14 protein-coding genes and 4 tRNA genes are annotated in these 15,368 nt (G+C 74.5%); 11 read left to right on the top strand and 7 right to left on the bottom strand.

Annotated features, from left to right (window positions below; genetic code table 11):
- Positions 1-8 precede the first annotated feature (8 nt).
- The 5 genes from rpe to AC3RKA_RS05195 are packed head-to-tail and all read right to left on the bottom strand — an operon-like array spanning position 9 to position 4,983.
- Complete coding sequence (rpe, locus tag AC3RKA_RS05215) at positions 9-680, bottom strand: ribulose-phosphate 3-epimerase (protein ID WP_004167572.1); 672 nt, start codon at positions 678-680, stop codon at positions 9-11.
- 16 nt (positions 681-696) lie between these two features.
- The gene (locus AC3RKA_RS05210) at positions 697-2,328 is read right to left on the bottom strand and encodes an RsmB/NOP family class I SAM-dependent RNA methyltransferase (protein ID WP_004167573.1); all 1,632 of its coding nucleotides are present in this window, start codon (positions 2,326-2,328) and stop codon (positions 697-699) included.
- Positions 2,325-3,425 (bottom strand): methionyl-tRNA formyltransferase, encoded by a 1,101-nt coding sequence (locus AC3RKA_RS05205; RefSeq protein ID WP_004167574.1) that lies wholly within the window; start codon positions 3,423-3,425, stop codon positions 2,325-2,327. The genes AC3RKA_RS05210 and AC3RKA_RS05205 overlap by 4 nt, the downstream gene beginning before the upstream one ends.
- Positions 3,422-3,997, bottom strand: a complete 576-nt coding sequence (def, locus tag AC3RKA_RS05200) for a peptide deformylase (RefSeq protein ID WP_004167575.1) — start codon at positions 3,995-3,997, stop codon at positions 3,422-3,424. Before def ends, AC3RKA_RS05205 begins: the two co-directional genes overlap by 4 nt.
- Entirely contained in the window at positions 3,994-4,983 is a 990-nt protein-coding gene (locus AC3RKA_RS05195) for a PD-(D/E)XK nuclease family protein (protein WP_004167576.1), read from the bottom strand. The genes def and AC3RKA_RS05195 overlap by 4 nt, the downstream gene beginning before the upstream one ends.
- Positions 4,984-5,141: 158 nt before the next feature.
- Between AC3RKA_RS05195 and AC3RKA_RS05190 the strand changes: the two genes are divergently transcribed.
- The 4 genes from AC3RKA_RS05190 (at position 5,142) to AC3RKA_RS05175 (ending at position 5,539) form a co-directional block, all read left to right on the top strand.
- Positions 5,142-5,215, top strand: a tRNA-Gly gene (locus tag AC3RKA_RS05190).
- A gap of 18 nt (positions 5,216-5,233) precedes the next feature.
- Positions 5,234-5,304: transfer RNA gene (locus AC3RKA_RS05185), tRNA-Cys, on the top strand.
- Positions 5,305-5,362: 58 nt separating this feature from the next.
- Positions 5,363-5,434, top strand: a tRNA-Val gene (locus AC3RKA_RS05180).
- Between the two features lie 28 nt (positions 5,435-5,462).
- Positions 5,463-5,539: transfer RNA gene (locus AC3RKA_RS05175), tRNA-Gly, on the top strand.
- Between the two features lie 97 nt (positions 5,540-5,636).
- Here the strand turns inward: AC3RKA_RS05175 and AC3RKA_RS05170 are convergent.
- The gene (locus tag AC3RKA_RS05170; RefSeq protein WP_049147987.1) at positions 5,637-6,527 is read right to left on the bottom strand and encodes a siderophore-interacting protein; all 891 of its coding nucleotides are present in this window, start codon (positions 6,525-6,527) and stop codon (positions 5,637-5,639) included.
- A gap of 161 nt (positions 6,528-6,688) precedes the next feature.
- On the opposite strand from AC3RKA_RS05170, the gene AC3RKA_RS05165 reads away from it, so the two are divergent.
- The 4 genes from AC3RKA_RS05165 to AC3RKA_RS05150 are packed head-to-tail and all read left to right on the top strand — an operon-like array spanning position 6,689 to position 12,088.
- The gene (locus tag AC3RKA_RS05165; protein ID WP_004167578.1) at positions 6,689-8,284 is read left to right on the top strand and encodes a pyridoxal phosphate-dependent decarboxylase family protein; all 1,596 of its coding nucleotides are present in this window, start codon (positions 6,689-6,691) and stop codon (positions 8,282-8,284) included.
- Positions 8,281-9,606 carry a lysine N(6)-hydroxylase/L-ornithine N(5)-oxygenase family protein gene (locus AC3RKA_RS05160; RefSeq protein ID WP_036334558.1) on the top strand — a complete coding sequence of 442 codons (1,326 nt, stop codon included), beginning with the start codon at positions 8,281-8,283 and terminating at the stop codon, positions 9,604-9,606. Before AC3RKA_RS05165 ends, AC3RKA_RS05160 begins: the two co-directional genes overlap by 4 nt.
- Complete coding sequence (locus tag AC3RKA_RS05155) at positions 9,603-10,256, top strand: GNAT family N-acetyltransferase (protein WP_004167580.1); 654 nt, start codon at positions 9,603-9,605, stop codon at positions 10,254-10,256. Before AC3RKA_RS05160 ends, AC3RKA_RS05155 begins: the two co-directional genes overlap by 4 nt.
- Positions 10,253-12,088: an IucA/IucC family protein gene (locus AC3RKA_RS05150; protein ID WP_004167581.1), complete on the top strand. Its 1,836-nt coding sequence runs from the start codon at positions 10,253-10,255 to the stop codon at positions 12,086-12,088. Before AC3RKA_RS05155 ends, AC3RKA_RS05150 begins: the two co-directional genes overlap by 4 nt.
- 68 nt (positions 12,089-12,156) lie before the next feature.
- Here AC3RKA_RS05150 and zapE read toward each other — a convergent pair whose 3' ends face one another.
- A complete protein-coding gene (zapE, locus tag AC3RKA_RS05145) occupies positions 12,157-13,212 on the bottom strand; it encodes a cell division protein ZapE (protein ID WP_004167583.1) in 1,056 nt (351 codons plus the stop codon).
- Between the two features lie 223 nt (positions 13,213-13,435).
- Here zapE and AC3RKA_RS05140 point away from each other — a divergent pair, with 223 nt between their 5' ends.
- Genes AC3RKA_RS05140 through ybaK form a run of 3 tightly spaced genes read left to right on the top strand, consistent with a single transcriptional unit; the run spans position 13,436 to position 15,350 of the window.
- The gene (locus AC3RKA_RS05140; RefSeq protein WP_004167584.1) at positions 13,436-14,329 is read left to right on the top strand and encodes a sulfurtransferase; all 894 of its coding nucleotides are present in this window, start codon (positions 13,436-13,438) and stop codon (positions 14,327-14,329) included.
- Positions 14,330-14,365: 36 nt separating this feature from the next.
- A complete protein-coding gene (locus tag AC3RKA_RS05135; RefSeq protein WP_004167585.1) occupies positions 14,366-14,824 on the top strand; it encodes a SufE family protein in 459 nt (152 codons plus the stop codon).
- Between the two features lie 7 nt (positions 14,825-14,831).
- Positions 14,832-15,350: a Cys-tRNA(Pro) deacylase gene (ybaK, locus tag AC3RKA_RS05130; RefSeq protein ID WP_004167586.1), complete on the top strand. Its 519-nt coding sequence runs from the start codon at positions 14,832-14,834 to the stop codon at positions 15,348-15,350.
- Positions 15,351-15,368 lie beyond the last annotated feature (18 nt).

Here is a 15,368-nt window from a genome sequence, read left to right as displayed (position 1 = left end):
CTCCGGGCTCAGTGGCAGGCGCGGGCGGCGGCGGTGCGCAGGCCGACGAGGGCGGCGTCGGGGTCCTCGGCGCCGAACACCGCGGAGCCGGCCACGAACACGTCGGCCCCGGCCTCGGCCGCGCGTTCGATGGTCTCCCGGTTCACGCCGCCGTCGACCTGGAGGGCCAGCGGGACGGGCCCGCCGTCGAGGGCGCGGCGGGCCCGGCGGATCTTCGGCAGCACGACGTCGAGGAACGCCTGCCCCCCGAAGCCGGGCTCCACGGTCATCAGCAGGAGCATGTCCAGCTCCGGGAGCATGTCCAGGTAGGGCTCGACCGCGGTCGCCGGCCGCAGCGCCATGCCGGCCTTCGCTCCGGCCGCGCGCAGCTCGCGGGCCAGCCGGACGGGCGCCGCCGAGGCCTCGGCGTGGAAGGTGACGGACTCGGCCCCCGCCTCCGCGTAGCCCGGCGCCCAGCGGTCGGCATCCTCGATCATCAGGTGGAGGTCCAGCGGCAGGTCCGTGGCGCGTCGGATCGCCTCGACCACGGGCAGGCCGAGGGTGAGGTTCGGGACGAAGTGGTTGTCCATGACGTCCACGTGCACCGCGTCCGCGCTGGGGATGCGGGCCAGCTCGTCGGCGAGGCGGGCGAAGTCCGCGGACAGGATCGAGGGGTGCAGGCGCGGGGCGTGGGCGGTCATGGTCGGGTCCTCTCGGTCAGGCGCCGGGGGCGCGCAGCAGGGCCAGGAACATGGCGTCGGTGCCGTGCCGGTGCGGCCAGAGCTGGGCCGTGTGGGCGACCACGTCGCCCGGCTCCGGCCCGCCGGCGGGTTCGGCCTCGTCCAGGCGCAGATCGTCGAGCGCGACGGCGTCGAGGGCGGTGCCGGCGTCGAGCAGCTCCAGCTCGGGGTGGCGGCGCACGAGGTCCTGGACCTGGACGACGGTCTCCGCGACGTGCGGGGAGCAGGTCACGTAGGCGAGCACCCCGCCGGGGGCCAGGACGGTGACCGCCGCGTCGAGCAGCTCGGCCTGCAGGCCGGTGAGCTCGGCGAGGTCGGCCGGGGTGCGGCGCCAGCGCGACTCGGGGCGACGGCGCAGCGCACCGAGGCCGGTGCAGGGGGCGTCCACGAGGACGCGGTCGAACGCCGAGGCCGCCTCGGGGGCGTCGGCGATCGTGCGGCCGTCCCCGACCCGGACGGTCCAGGCGTCGGCGGGCACGGCGGCAAGTGCCTGCCGGACGAGGTCGGCGCGGTGCGGGGCGACCTCGTTGGCCACGAGCGTCGCACCCCGCTCGGCGGCGAGGGCGGCCAGCAGGGCCGCCTTGCCGCCGGGGCCGGCGCATAGGTCGAGCCAGCGCTCGGCCCGCCCCGCGGCCGCGGGGACGGGTGCCTGGGCCAGCGCCCGGGCGGTGAGCTGGGAGCCGGCGTCCTGGACGCGGAGCACGCCCTCGCGCACCCCAGGCAGGCGGCCGGCGTCGCCGCCGGAGTGCAGGGCGGAGTCCGGGGCCAGCCGCCCGGGTTCGGCACCGTCGTCGAGGGCCGCGGCGAGCGCCTCGGCCCCACCGGCCACGGGCAGGGCGACGAGGTTGACCACGGGCGGGGCGTTGTCCGCCTCGAGCAGGGCGGCCAGCTCGGCGTCGCGGTCGGCGATGTGGCGAGTGCCGCGGTGGGCAGCCAAGGCCTGGCGCAGCGCGCGGACGATCCACACCGGGTGCGAGGCGCGGACGGCCAGGGCGGCGTCGCCGCCGTCGGCGGGGGCGACGTCGGCCAGCCACTCCTCGAGGGGCCGTTCGGCGACCCGACGCAGCACCGCGTTCACGAACCCGGAGGCGCCGGCCCCGATCTCGGCCCGCACGAGGGAGACGGTGGCGTCGAGGGCGGCGTGGGCGGGCACGCGCATGCCCAGCAGCTGGTGGGCGCCGAGCCGCAGGGCATCGAGCACGGGTGGGTCGATCTTCTCGAGCGGGCGGTCCACGCAGCGGGTCAGGATCGCGTCGTACAGGCCGAGGCCGCGCAGGGTGCCGTAGGCGAGTTCGGTGGCGAAGCCGGCGTCGCGCCGGTCGAGGCGGGCCTGGCGGATGCGCGCCGGGAGGACCAGGTTCGCGTACGCGTCCTCGGCGTGGACGGCGCGGACCACCCCGAACGCGACGCGGCGCGCCGGGTCGGAGGTGCGGGAGCGCTGCGACGGCGCCTGCGCCGAGTACTTCCGCCCGGCGCCGGAGCGACCCCGGTTGCGGGTGCGCCCCTGCGCGTCGCGGCGGTCCTGGGCGTCCGACCGGGGTGCGCGGCCGCGTTCCCCGCGGGCGCCTCGCTCGCCCCGGCCCCGTCCTGGCTGTCCTTCGCGGCTCATGCGCGTGCCTCCTCGTCCTGTGCCGCGGTGTTCCGCGCGGCCTCGCGTGCCGCCGCCCGGGCGGCGGCCTCCTGACGGACCTGCGCCTCGTGGTCGGCGAGCTCCTCCCCGGCCAGCAGCGCGGCCCCGGCGGCGGCGCCGCGCGCCCAGTCGGCGGCCGGCATCAGCTTCCTGCCCGCCGGCTGGACGCGGGAGAGCCGGACGGCCCCCCCGGCGGTGCGCAGCCAGGCGGCCTTCGCGGCCACCAGGATCTGCCCGGGAACCGCGGCGTCGAGGGCGGGGGGCCAGCCGTCGTCGCCGGCGCGGACCGGGGCGACGCCGTCGAGCTTGAAGCGGGCCGGGGCGGCGCCGTCGCCCGCGGTCAGCCAGCCCCAGGCGCCGGGCTCGGGGGTGACGCCGTTGATCCGGGCGGCCACCTCGGCCGCCGGGCGGGCGGGGTCCACCAGGCCGTCTGCGGCCGTGAGCTTCGGCGCGTGGGTGGGTGCGCCGCGCTGGGGCGTGGCCGTCGCGGTGCCGTCCGCCAGGCGGTCGAGCACGTCGATCACGAGCGGGCCGCCGCGCTCGGCGAGGTCGGTGAGCACGGCCCCGGCGGTCTCGTCGGCCGCGACGGGGCGGGTGAGGCGGGCGAAGACGGGTCCGGTGTCCAGGCCCTCTTCGAGCTGGAACACGTCGGCGGCGATCTCGGTCTCCCCGGCCATCACGGCGCGCTGGACGGGGGCGGCACCGCGGTAGGCCGGCAGCGCGGAGAAGTGCAGGTTGAGCCAGCCGTGGCGCGGGATCTGCAGGGCCTCGGCGGGCACGAGGGCCCCGTAGGCGACGACGACGGCCACGTCCGCCTCCAGCGCGCGCATCGCCTGGAGGGCATCGGCGCCCTCGGGTCCGCGGAGTCGGTCGGCCTTGAGCACGGGCAGGCCCGCCTCCTCGGCCACGACCGCGACCGGCGACGGGGTCAGCACCCGCCGGCGCCCGACCGGGGCGTCCGGCCGGGTGAGCACGCCGACGACCTCGTGGGGTGAGTCGAGCAGGGCGCGAAGCACGGGCACGGCGGTCTCGGGCGTGCCGGCGTAGAGCACGCGCAGGGGTGTCGGGGCGGTCATCGGGCGGCTCCTGTTCCGGCGGCGGGGGCGCCGAAGGCCGAGCTGACGGCGGCCGCGCGCGCGGCCCCGATGCGGCGAGCGGCGCGGTCCACCTCGCCGGCGCGCATGCGGCGGCGGGCCTCACGGCGTTCCTCGCCGTCGAGACGGTCGACGTAGAGGATCCCGTCGAGGTGGTCGGTCTCGTGCTGGAGGCAGCGGGCGAGCAGGCCGGTCCCCCGGTGCTCCACCGGGTTCCCGTCCACGTCGGTGCCGCGGACGACGGCCTCGGCGGCGCGCGCCGGGTGGTAGCGCAGCCCCGGCACGGACAGACACCCCTCGCCCGGCTCCCGCAGCGCCTGCCCGGCGGTCTCGAGCACGGGATTGACCACATGCCCGGCGACGCCGGCGACGTCGAACACGAAGACGCGCAGACCCACGCCCACCTGGGGCGCGGCCAGGCCCACGCCCCCGACGGCGTGCATCGTCGCGATCATGTCCGTCACGAGGGCGCGCACGTCCGCCCCCGCGGGGACGGGCGACGCGGCGGTGCGCAGGACGGGGTCGGGGACGGTGCGGACGGGCAGGACGGTCACGCCGTCACCCTATCGCCGCCCTCGGCGGCGGACGCCGGGCGCGACGACGACCCGTCGGGCGCCACGTCCGGGGCGGCGTGGGAGCCGCCGCCGAACGCCGCGGCGCGCACGGCCTGCAGGCCGGTGGCCGCCGACGCCGGGACCGACGGCGGAGGCGGGCCGATGACGCGGAGCGCAGGTCCGGCGTCGTCCACGGCCTGCGCGTGCCTCCAGACCTGGCGCAGGGCCCAGAACTTGTGCCAGTGGCGGGGCAGCACGCCCGGGTTCGCCTGATGCACGGCGACCTCGGTCTCCCCCAGGGCGACGCCGAGCAGCATCTCGGCCTGACCGTGCCGCCACTCCTCCCAGGTGCCGGCCTCGGGGTCCACCAGGGACTCCTCCGCCTTCAGGCCGGCAGTCAGCTGCATGACCACCTTGGGGTCGAGCGCCTTGACCCGTCCGTCCCGCCCCGTGCCCTTCGTCTTGTAGTCGATCAGGCACAGCCGGCCACCGATCCGGGCGACGAGGTCCAGCGTGCCCGCGTAGCCCACCGTGTGGTTCCAGACGGTGATCTCGGCCGCGATCGGCCGGACGTCGTAGAGGTCCCACCACTCGTCGAAGCGGTCCGCGTAGGCGCCCTCGCCATGCTCGATCAGTCGGGCCCGGGCCTCCGCCATGGTGTGGGGGCGGCCGAGGGCACGCTGGGCGACCTGCTCGGCGTAGTCGTGCACGCGGTCCCCGCGCTCGGCCGCGGCGTCCCGGTAGCGAGCGGCGGCGTCGGCGGACTGCCGGGCCACCTGCTTCAGGCGCGCCGCGGAGCCCACGGATTCCGCCAGGCGCGGATCCTGGGTCACGGACTGGGCCGCCATCCACCCGACCCAGCCGTCCAGGTCCGTCTTCTCCATGCCGATCACGGTGGTGATGGACGGGACCTCGGGCAGGCCCGAGAGGGAGCGCGCGTACATGCGTCCGTGGGGGGTCTGATGCGCGAGGCGTGGCTGGGTCATGGTCAGCCATTCTGGCAGGGTCCACGGACCCCCGACGGAGTGGCCCGACACGCCTGCCGACGCCGATTTTGCATCCGGGCGGAGATGGCCTAGAGTTCTTTCTCGTTGGAAAACGCAGGTGAGCGGCTCGGACGAGCCGATCCCGGCGGCACCGACACGCGGATGTAGCTCAGTTGGCTAGAGCGCCACCTTGCCAAGGTGGAGGTCGCGAGTTCGAATCTCGTCATCCGCTCGCTCAACCTTCACCCCTGGTCGGGTGGCCGAGAGGCGAGGCAGCGGCCTGCAAAGCCGTATACGCGGGTTCGAATCCCGTCCCGACCTCGCAGGCTTCTCCGACCGGGAGTGGCGGCATGTTCATCACCTCCTCGGAGGTGGACGAGCGCGATTGGCGCAGCGGTAGCGCGCTTCCCTGACACGGAAGAGGTCACTGGTTCGAACCCAGTATCGCGCACGGAGACGATCCGTGAGGATCGACTCAGGCGGATGTAGCTCAGTTGGCTAGAGCGCCACCTTGCCAAGGTGGAGGTCGCGAGTTCGAATCTCGTCATCCGCTCCACACACGAAGGGCCCCTCCTGACGGAGGGGCCCTTCGTCGTTCCGGGGCGTGCGGTCGGCCTCGTGCTCGGAGCACGGACGCCGACCGTCGGACGGGATCAGAGCCGCGGGCCGTCCACCCGCCAGTAGCCGCTGAACATGATCGCGCGCTTCGGTGCGATGCCGCGGCGGACGATCACCCGCCGCGCCGCCGTCGCGAGCGACTGCTCGCCGCACGCCCACACGTGGTCGCGGGGCGCGGCGGGGAGGTCCTCGAGGTGCGGCGTGAGCAGGGCGCCCGGCACGGCGTCTCCGCGGTGCAGGACCGTGAGCGTGGCGCCCTCCGGGACCTCGAGGGCGGGGACGTGGTCACGGCCGGGCACCTCCAGGACGACGTCCATCCGGCCCCCGCGCGGCGTGCGACGCTGCGCGGCGAGGGCGGCGGCGATGCTCGGGACTGCGGTCTCGTCCCCCACCACGAGGTGCGACTCCCCCGCCGCCGGCAGACGATAGGCGCCCGTCCCGGTGCGGAAGCCGGCGACGTCGCCCGGACGTGCGGTGCGCGCCCACGTGCCGGCGGGGCCCGCATGGTCGTGCACGACGACGTCGACGTCGATCTCACCGACGGAGGGCCGGTGCTCGGCGACCGTGTACCACCGCAGATCCGGCCGCACGTCCTCGGGGATCCGCCCGACCGCTCGCCGCGCATTGAGCGCCGCGGGATCGGGCATCACGAGCGCCCGCCCCGGGGGCGGGGTGAGCAGCCCGAAGTACTCGTCGCAGCCCTGCGGGGTGAACGTGCGGAACTCCTCCGCGGCGAACGTGAGACGACGCAGCCGGGGGGCGAGCAGCCACGTGGCGCGGACCGTCATGGTCCACTGCGGATACTCGTCGCGGTCAACGGGCATCGCCTGGCCGAGGGCCGCGAGCCCGCGGTAGGCCTTCATCTGCAGGGCCTCGACACGCGAGGGACGGGCGGCAGGCGGGGGGAGGACGGAGGAGCTCGTCATCCGGTCAGCATAGGTGAGCCTCACCTTTGCTGGAGTCCTCCCTTTGAATACGTCACGTCATTGTTGCGTATTTGCTTTCTTAGGTAAGGCTTCCCTACTGTGCGGGACGTCCGTGGCGCACGCCGCCCGGAGCCGACGACCCCCTCACGGAAGGCCCTCCCATGCTCCCTCGCCTGTTCGGACTCGGCGATCCCGCCGCCTACCTCGACGCCACCGGCAGGGCGGCCCGGGTGGCCGTCGACACCGCCTACGACCGCGCGGGGGTCCACCCGGACACCCCGTCGACGCACCTGGCCGACGCCGTCGGCGCCGTCAACTTCTCGCAGCCGACGGGCAGCCTCGACGACGCCCTCGCCGAGGTCGCGGAGCTCTACGCCCACCAGACCACCGCCTACCACCACCCGCGCTATGCCGCTCACCTCAACTGCCCGGTCCTGCTCTCCAGCACCGCAGCGGACACCGTGCTCGGGGCGCTCAACACGGCGGTCGAGTCCTGGGACCAGGCCCGCTCCGCGGCGCTCATGGAGCAGCGGCTCCTGGCCGAGGTCGGACGCTGGTGCGGGTTCGCCGCGGGCGACGGCGTCTTCACCTCCGGAGGGTCGGCCTCCAACCTGCAGGCCATGACGCTGGCCCGCGGCCGCGCCGTGCAGCGCCTCACCGGCCACGCCGGGCTCGCCGACCTGCCCGCCGAGGTGCTCGGCTCGCTGCGCGTCTTCGTCAGCGCCGCCACGCACTACAGCATCGCCAAGGCAGCCGGCCTGCTCGGGCTGGGTCGCCACGCCGTGGTCGTCGTCCCCACCGACGCCGCCGGGCGTCTGGACCCCGGGGCCCTGGCCGAGGCGGTCGAACGTGAGGTGGCCGCCGGTGCCGTGCCGATGGCCGTCGTCGCGACGCTGGGGACCACCGACCGCGGCGCCATCGACCCGCTGCCGGCCATCGCCGACGTCGCCGAACGCCACGGGATGTGGGTCCATGCGGACGCGGCCGTGGGCGGGATCCTCGCCGCGAGCGCGGCGACGCGCCACGAGCTGCCGGGGCTGCACCGTGCGGACTCGGTGACGATGGACTTCCACAAGACGTTCTACGTGGGGCTGGCCTGCAGCGCGCTGGTGGTGCGGGACGCCGAGAGCCTGCGCCATGTGACGGTGCATGCGGACTACCTGAACCCGGAGGACAGCGTCCATCCGAACCTGGCGGATCGGTCCTTGCAGACGAGCCGCCGGTTCGACTCGCTCAAGCTGTGGCTGACGCTGCGTGAGCATGGGGCCGAGGCGGTGGTGTCCCTGTTCGCGGGGGCGCGCGAACGCACGCGGCAGGCGTGCGGGATCCTGCGGGCCCGGCCGACGTTCGCGGTGCTGGAGGATCCGACGCTGGTGACAGTGCTGTTCCGGGTGCGGGCCGAGGGACTGTCGGAGGAGGAGTGCACGGCGGTGCAGGCGGCGACGCACCGGGAGCTCGTGGCCGGCGGGCGCGCGCTGATCGCGACGACGGTGGTGGACGGGGTGCCCCATCTGAAGTTCACGATCCTGAACCCCGCGGTCACCTCGGGCGAGCTGGAGGAGCTGGTCGACGTCGTGGAGGAGGCGGCGCTGCGGCACGTCGACGCGGTGCGGGCGAGCCGTCATCGGTGGCGCGGGGTGGCGCGGACCCGTCCGCATGGCCCGTCGGTCGCCGTGTCCTGCACGCTCCCCGCTTCGGCGGGGCCACGTCCGTCCGCGGCGCGCGTGGACGAGCACGGAGAGCGGGTGTGCGCATGAGCCCGGCGTCCACGTCCCCCCGCCGCGTGCTCGCGATCGGGCTGGGCCCGTTCAACCTGAGCCTGGCCGCGCTGGCCCACCCGCTGCCCGACGTCGAGGTGGAGGTGGTGGAGAGCCGCGACGCGTTCGTGTGGCACCCGGGCATGATGCTGCCGGGCGCGCAGATCCAGGTGCCGTTCCTCGCGGACCTGGTGACGTTCGCGGACCCGACCTCCCCGTACTCGTTCCTGGCGTATCTCAAGGCGATGGGCCGGCTGCACCGCTTCTACATCCGGGGTTCCTGGTACCCGCTGCGGCGGGAGTTCTCAGACTACTGCGCGTGGGTGGCAGCCCAGCTGCCCGGCATCGCCTACGCGACCACGGTGACGGCGGTGCGGTGGGACGATCAGGCGGACGAGTTCGTGGTGGAGGCGGCCTCCGCGGCCGGGACCAGCACGCACCGGGCCGACCACGTGGTGGTGGGCACGGGCACGGTGCCGTCCCTGCCCGCGCCGCTCGCGCGCGTCGCGGAGGAGTCGGCCCGGGTCGGCGCGTCCCCCGTGGTGCACACGGGTGAGTACATGGGCCGTCGCGAGGACATCGCCGGGGCCGGGTCGGTCCTGGTGGTGGGCAGCGGCCAGTCGGCGGCGGAGTGCGCCCTGGACCTGCTGAACGCGGGCCACCCGGACCTCACGTGGGTCACGCGCTCACCCCGGTTCTTCGGCATGGAGGTCGGCCAGCTCACGCTCGAGCTGACCTCGCTGGACTATGAGCGGCACTTCGCCACTCTGCCCCGGGCGCGGCGGGATGAGATCAACGCGTCCCACCGGTCCCTGTACAAGGGGATCAGCGAGTACACGATCGAGGACGTCTACCACGCGCTGTACGAGCGCCAGGTGGGTCCGCTGGACCCGGCCCGGCTGTGGCCGGGCACGTCGGTGACGGACGCCCGCCTGGTCGCGGGCCCGGGTGCGCCCCGGGTGGAGGTCACCCTGCGCGACGAGGAGACCGGGGTGACCGGGCGGCACGTGGTGGACCGTGTCGTCGCGGGCACGGGCTACCGCCACCCGGACCATCCGTTCCTGGAGCCGGTGCGGCACCTGCTGCGCGCGGAGGACGGTCGGACGACGGCGAACGCGGACCACGCGATCGACGTGAGCGGCCGCCGGATCTTCGTGCACAACACCGCCGAACAGCCCCTGGGGCTCACCGGCCCGGACCTGGGCATGGCGGCGGAGCACAGCGGCCGCATCCTCAGCACGATCGCCGGCCGCGAGGTCTACGCGCAGGCCGAGTCGATCGCGTTCCAGGACTTCGGCGCCGTCGCGGCGGGCGTCCGGTGAGCGCCGTGACGCCGCCGCAGACCACCGTGGACGGTGCGGCCGCGAGCGCGGCCCGTCGTGTGGAGCTCCGTCCCGTGGGCGCGCAGGACCATCCGCTGCTGCACCGGTGGGTGACGTCCCCGCACGCCGTGTACTGGGAGATGACGGAGGCGGGCCTGGCCGACGTCGTGGCCGAGTACGAGGCGATCGCCGCGCACCCGCACCACCACGCGCACGTGGGGCTCGTGGACGGGACCGCGACCTTCCTGGTGGAGGTCTACGACCCGGCCCACTCGGAGCTGGCCGGACGGTATGCGGGCGCGCCCGGCGACGTCGGCCTGCACGTGCTCGTCGCCCCGACGGACACCCCGGTGCCCGGGACCACGGACCTGGTGATGGCCGCGGTGGTGCGCTGGTGCCTGGCCCAGCCGGGGGCGCGGCGTGTCGTCGTCGAGCCGGACGAGCGCAACGCCGCCATCCGGGCGAAGAACCTGGCCGCCGGGTTCACCGAGCTCGGGCCCGTGGCGCTGGGATCCAAGACGGCGATGCTCTCGATCGCCACGCCCGAGTCCTTCGCCGTCAGCCGGATCGGCGTCCTCGCCGCCGGGCTGGACCTCACCCTCCCCGAGCCCCCGCTCCTCCTCACCCCCGACAGGCATGTGTCCGCATGACCACCGTCCCTCCGTCCTCCCCGTCCCGCCTGGACGCGCTGACGGCGCCGACCGCCCGGCGCGCCCACCGGCTGCTCGTCGCCAAGGCGATCCGCGAGTTCACCCATGAGCGGCTGTTCGCGCCGGTGCGCGGCGCGCGGGTCGACGACGCCGGCCGCCACGCCTACACGCTCACCCTGGGCGGGGTGCGGTGGACGTTCACCGCGCGTGCCCTCCCGCTCGAGCACCTCGGCGTGGATCCGGACTCGGTGTGCCGTGCCGGGGATCCGGACGCGGTGGCCGTCGACCGCTTCGTCCTCGACGCGGCCGAGGTGCTCGGGCTGGCCGGCGAGGCGCTGGACGTCTATCTCGAGGAGCTCGCCTCCACCTTCGCCGCCCGGTGCCACACCCTGGCCGGCGAGCGCCCGTCCGCCGCCGACCTGGTGGACGCGGACTACACGACGGTGGAGGCCGCCATGAGCGAGGGGCACCCGGGCTTCGTGGCCACCAACGGGCGCATCGGCTGGGGGGCCGCGGAATACGCGATGTTCGCTCCCGAGGGCGGGCAGGCGCTGCACCCGGTGTGGCTCGCGTTCCCCTCCGAGCTCGGGGGACGGTGGACCTGGCCCGAGACCGCGAGCGCGGGCGCCGCCGTGCCGGCGCTGCCCGCGCCGATCACCGAGGCGGTGGCGGGTCTGTGGGCGAAGCGGGCGGCGGCGCTCGACGTCGATCCGGAGGCGTACACGCTGATCCCGGTGCACCCGTGGCAGTGGGAGCACCGGATCCAGGTGGCGTTCGCCCCCGACCTCGCCGCGGGGCGGCTGGTGCATGTGGGCGAGGACCCGGACGCGTTCACGGCCATGCAGGCGGTGCGCACCCTGTTCAACGCGAGCGACCCGCACGCCCCGCAGCTGAAGACGGCGTTGTCCGTGCAGAACATGGGGTTCGTGCGCGGCCTCTCCCCCGCCTACATGTCCGTCACCCCGGCGATCAACGCGGTGGTGGCCGACCTCGTGGACTCCGACCCCCTGCTCGCGGGGTGGGGCTTCGGGGTGCTGCGGGAGTACGCCTCGGCCGGGTACACCGGGGATGCCTTCCATGCCGTGGGCTCGAAGGGTCCTCGCACGAAGATGCTCGCCGCCCTGTGGCGGGAGAGTCCGCTGCCGCGCCTGGCGGAGGGCGAGCGGGTCATGACCATGGCGGCGCTGCTGCACCGGGACGGCGAGGGCCGCTCCGTGGCGGGGGCGCTCGTCGAGCGCTCGGGGCTGACGGCGGCGCAGTGGCTGCACGGGGTGCTCACGGCCTACGTGACCCCGCTGGTGCATCTGGCCGCCGCCCACTCGACCGTGTTCATGCCCCACGGGGAGAACATCGTGCTCCGCCTGCGTGAGGGACGGGTCACCGGCGCCTTCCTCAAGGACATCGGGGAGGAGGTGGTGGTCGGCGCGGACGGCGTCCCGCTCACGGAGCAGACCCGGCGCATCCGCATCGACCTGACCGACGAGGACCTCTCCCTCTCCTTCTTCACGGACATGCTGGACGGCGTGCTGCGCCATCTGGCCGACGTGATGGACGCGGACGCCCTGCTGCCGGCGGAGGAGTTCTACGCCGTGGTGGGGCGGGTCCTCGCCGAGTACACGGCCCTGGGGGTCGCGGATGTGGGGCGCCTCGGCCTGGACGCGGAGGACTTCGCGCACTCGTGCCTGAACCGGCTGCAGCTGCGGAACGCCACGCAGATGGTGGACCTGACGGACCCGTCGGGCTCGCTGCTCTACGCCGGTCGCCTGGCCAACCCGGTGGCCGCACCGCTGCGCCGCGCGCTGGCGGAGCTTCGGCAGGACGCCGCGGCATGAGCGTAGGCCGGCGACGGCGCGCACCCGCCTCGGTGCGCGCCGTCGTCGTGCCGGTCAGGGGCGGTGGCTCACTTGTGCTCGGCCACGCCCGTCTGGCCCTCCCGGACCAGGGCGGTCATGCGGGAGACCGTGCGGAAGTACTTCTTCATGTACCCGCCGTGCATCATCTCCTGCGTGAACAGGGCGTCGAAGGGCACGCCGGAGGCGAGGACGGGCACGTCCTTGTCGTACAGGCGGTCCGCGAACACCACGAAGCGCAGGGCCGTGGCCTGCTCCGTGATGGTGTGCACGTCGTGGAGGGCGAGCACGTCCACGTCCTTGACGAGCTCGCGGTAGCGGGAGGGGTGCACGCGGGAGAGCATCGCGGTGAGGTCCGCGAAGTCGTCCACGGCGAGCACGCCCGCGTCGGGGAAGTTCTCCTGGGCGGTGGCCTCGACGGCGGCGTCGTCCAGCGGCGACGGAGCGGCAGAGAGGCCGCGGTGGCGATAGTCCTCGCCGTCCACGCGGATGACCTCGAACTGGTCGGCCAGGACCTGGATCTCGCGCTTGAAGTCCTGCGCCGCGAAGCGCCCCTCGCCGAGCGAGCCCGGCAGGGTGTTGGATGTCGCCACCAGGCGCACGCCGGCGTCGGCCAGCTCGCGCATGAGCCGGGACATCAGCACGGTGTCCCCCGGGTCGTCGAGCTCGAACTCGTCGATGCACACGAGGGTGTACTCCTTGAGCTGGTCCACCGCCTTGCGGAAGGACAGGGCGCCCACGAGGTTGGTGTACTCCACGAACGTGCCGAACGCCTTGGGCCCGGGGGCCGCGTGCCACGTCGAGGCCAGCAGGTGGGTCTTGCCGACGCCGAAGCCGCCGTCGAGGTAGATGCCGGCCGGCCCCGCCGCCCGCTTCTTCCCGCCGAACAGGCCGCCGAGGAACCCGCCGCCCGAGCCGCCCCGGCCGAGGTCTGCCGCGAACCGGCGCAGCCGCTCCACGGCCTGTGCCTGCGAGGGGTGCGCGGGGTCCGGGATGTAGGTGTCGAAGGACACCGTCCCGAAGCGGTACGACGGGTGGAAGCCGGCCAGCAGCTGGTCCGGGGTGACCTGCGGCGAACGGTCGGCGAGGTGGACGATCTGAGCCACGGGACACTCCCAGGGTCGACGACGGGGATTCCGGGCCATGCTATCGGGCCGTGGACCCGACCCATGTGACCTCGCGTGTCCCGGACTGAGGGGCCCCTACCCTCTTACGTGACACCGACGTGCCGTAATCTGGCGCGCAGGGCACGGACACGGAACCCGCCGTCGTCGTGCCGCCCGCCCCGGGCCCGTGCGGGCCCGCCCCGACGCGAAGGAAGGCAGTGCCATGACCGATACCGCCGCGAAGTTCTCCGAGTACGCCCACCCCGAGAAGCTGGTGTCCACGCAGTGGGTCGCCGACCATGTCGGCGACGAGGACGTCGTGGTCCTCGAGTCCAACGAGGACGCTCTCCTCTACTCCACCGGCCACATCCCCGGCGCCCAGCGCGTCGACTGGCACACCGAGCTCAACGACCCCGTCAGCCGCGACTTCGTCGGCCCCGAGGCCTTCGCCGAGCTCGCCGCCTCCAAGGGGATCTCCCGGGACACCACGGTGGTGTTCTACGGCGACAAGTCCAACTGGTGGGCCGCCTACGCCCTGTGGGTGTTCACCCTCTACGGCCATGAGGACCTGCGCCTGATGGACGGCGGCCGTGACAAGTGGATCGCGGAGGGACGCGAGACCACCCGCGAGGTCCCGACCGTGGCCCGGGCCGAGTACCCGGTGATCGAGCGTGACGACCACACCGAGCGCGCCGCCCGCGAGGACGTCCTCAAGGCCATCGGGACCACCCCGCTGATCGACGTCCGCTCCCGTCCCGAGTACACGGGCGAGACCACGCACATGGCCGGCTACCCGCAGGAGGGCACCCTGCGCGGCGGCCACATCCCCACGGCGGCGTCCGTGCCGTGGGCGTCCGCGGCCAACGAGGACGGCACCTTCAAGTCCCGCGCCGAGCTGGAGCAGGTCTACCGCACCGGTGCCGGGCTGCAGGAGGGCGACGACGTGATCGCCTACTGCCGCATCGGCGAGCGGTCCTCCCACACCTGGTTCGTGCTCAAGTACCTGCTCGGCCACGAGGACGTCCGCAACTACGACGGCTCCTGGACCGAGTGGGGCAACGCCGTGCGCCTGCCGATCGCCGTCGGCGAAGAGCCGGGCGAGGCCCCCGCGCGCTGAGCCCCGGCACGGCGTGGATCACTAGACTGGGACACCATGACCGAGAACCACGCCGTGCCCGCCGCCCTGGCCGAGATCATCGACGACTTCGCCGGGGTGCCCGATCCCGAGAAGCTCGAGCTGCTGCTGGAGTTCTCGGACGAGCTGCCGGCGCTGCCGGAGCGCTACGACGGCCACGAGGCCGAGATGGAGCAGGTCGTGGAGTGTCAGACCCCGCTGTTCCTGGCTGTCGAGCTCGAGGGGGAGCCCGGCCCGCAGGCCCCGGTCCGCCTCTTCATCACCGCTCCCCCGGAGGCGCCCACCACGCGCGGCTTCGCCTCCGTGCTCACCCAGGGCCTGGACGGGCTGAGCGCCCTCGAGGTCCTCGACGTGCCCGAGGACATCCCCACCCGCCTCGGTCTGGCCAAGGCCCTCACCCCCCTGCGGCTGCGCGGCATGTCCGCCATGCTCGGCCGCATCAAGCGCAACGTGCGCGAGCAGGCCGGGATCGCCTGAGTCCGCCGTGGGCCAGCGCAAGAAGGATCGCGGCGCCCGGCACGGGGCGGCCACGCCGGCCGTCGCCGCCCTCGAGGCCGCCGGGGTCCCGTACCGGCTGCACACCTTCGACGTGGCCCTCGACGCCGGCGGCGAGCGGTTCGGCGTCCAGGTCGCCCGGGCCTTGAGCGTGCCCGCCGAGCGCCTGTTCAAGACGCTGATGGTGGCGGACCCCGACGGCGCGCTCGCCGCATGCGTGGTGCCCGTGTCCGGCCAACTGGACCTGCGGGCCGCCGCCGCGGTGCTGGGCGTCAAGCGGCTCGCCCTGGCCGATCTGGCCGTCGTCGAACGCCGGACCGGCTACGTGCGGGGCGGCGTCTCGCCCCTGGGCCAGCGCCGGCCCCACCCCGTCGTCCTGGACTCCTCCGCTCTCGACGCGGAGCTCATGTACGTCTCCGGCGGGCAACGCGGCCTGGATGTGGAGATCGCGCCCGCCGACCTCGTGCAGGTGACGGGCGCCGTCGTCGCGGAGATCGCGGCGGGCTGACGGGCGGGTTCGGCGGCG

It is taken from the genome of Micrococcus sp. iso_229 (genome assembly GCF_058072725.1).
The sequence above is the reverse complement of the archived record's forward strand: the minus strand, read 5'-3'. Positions and strand labels throughout refer to the sequence as shown.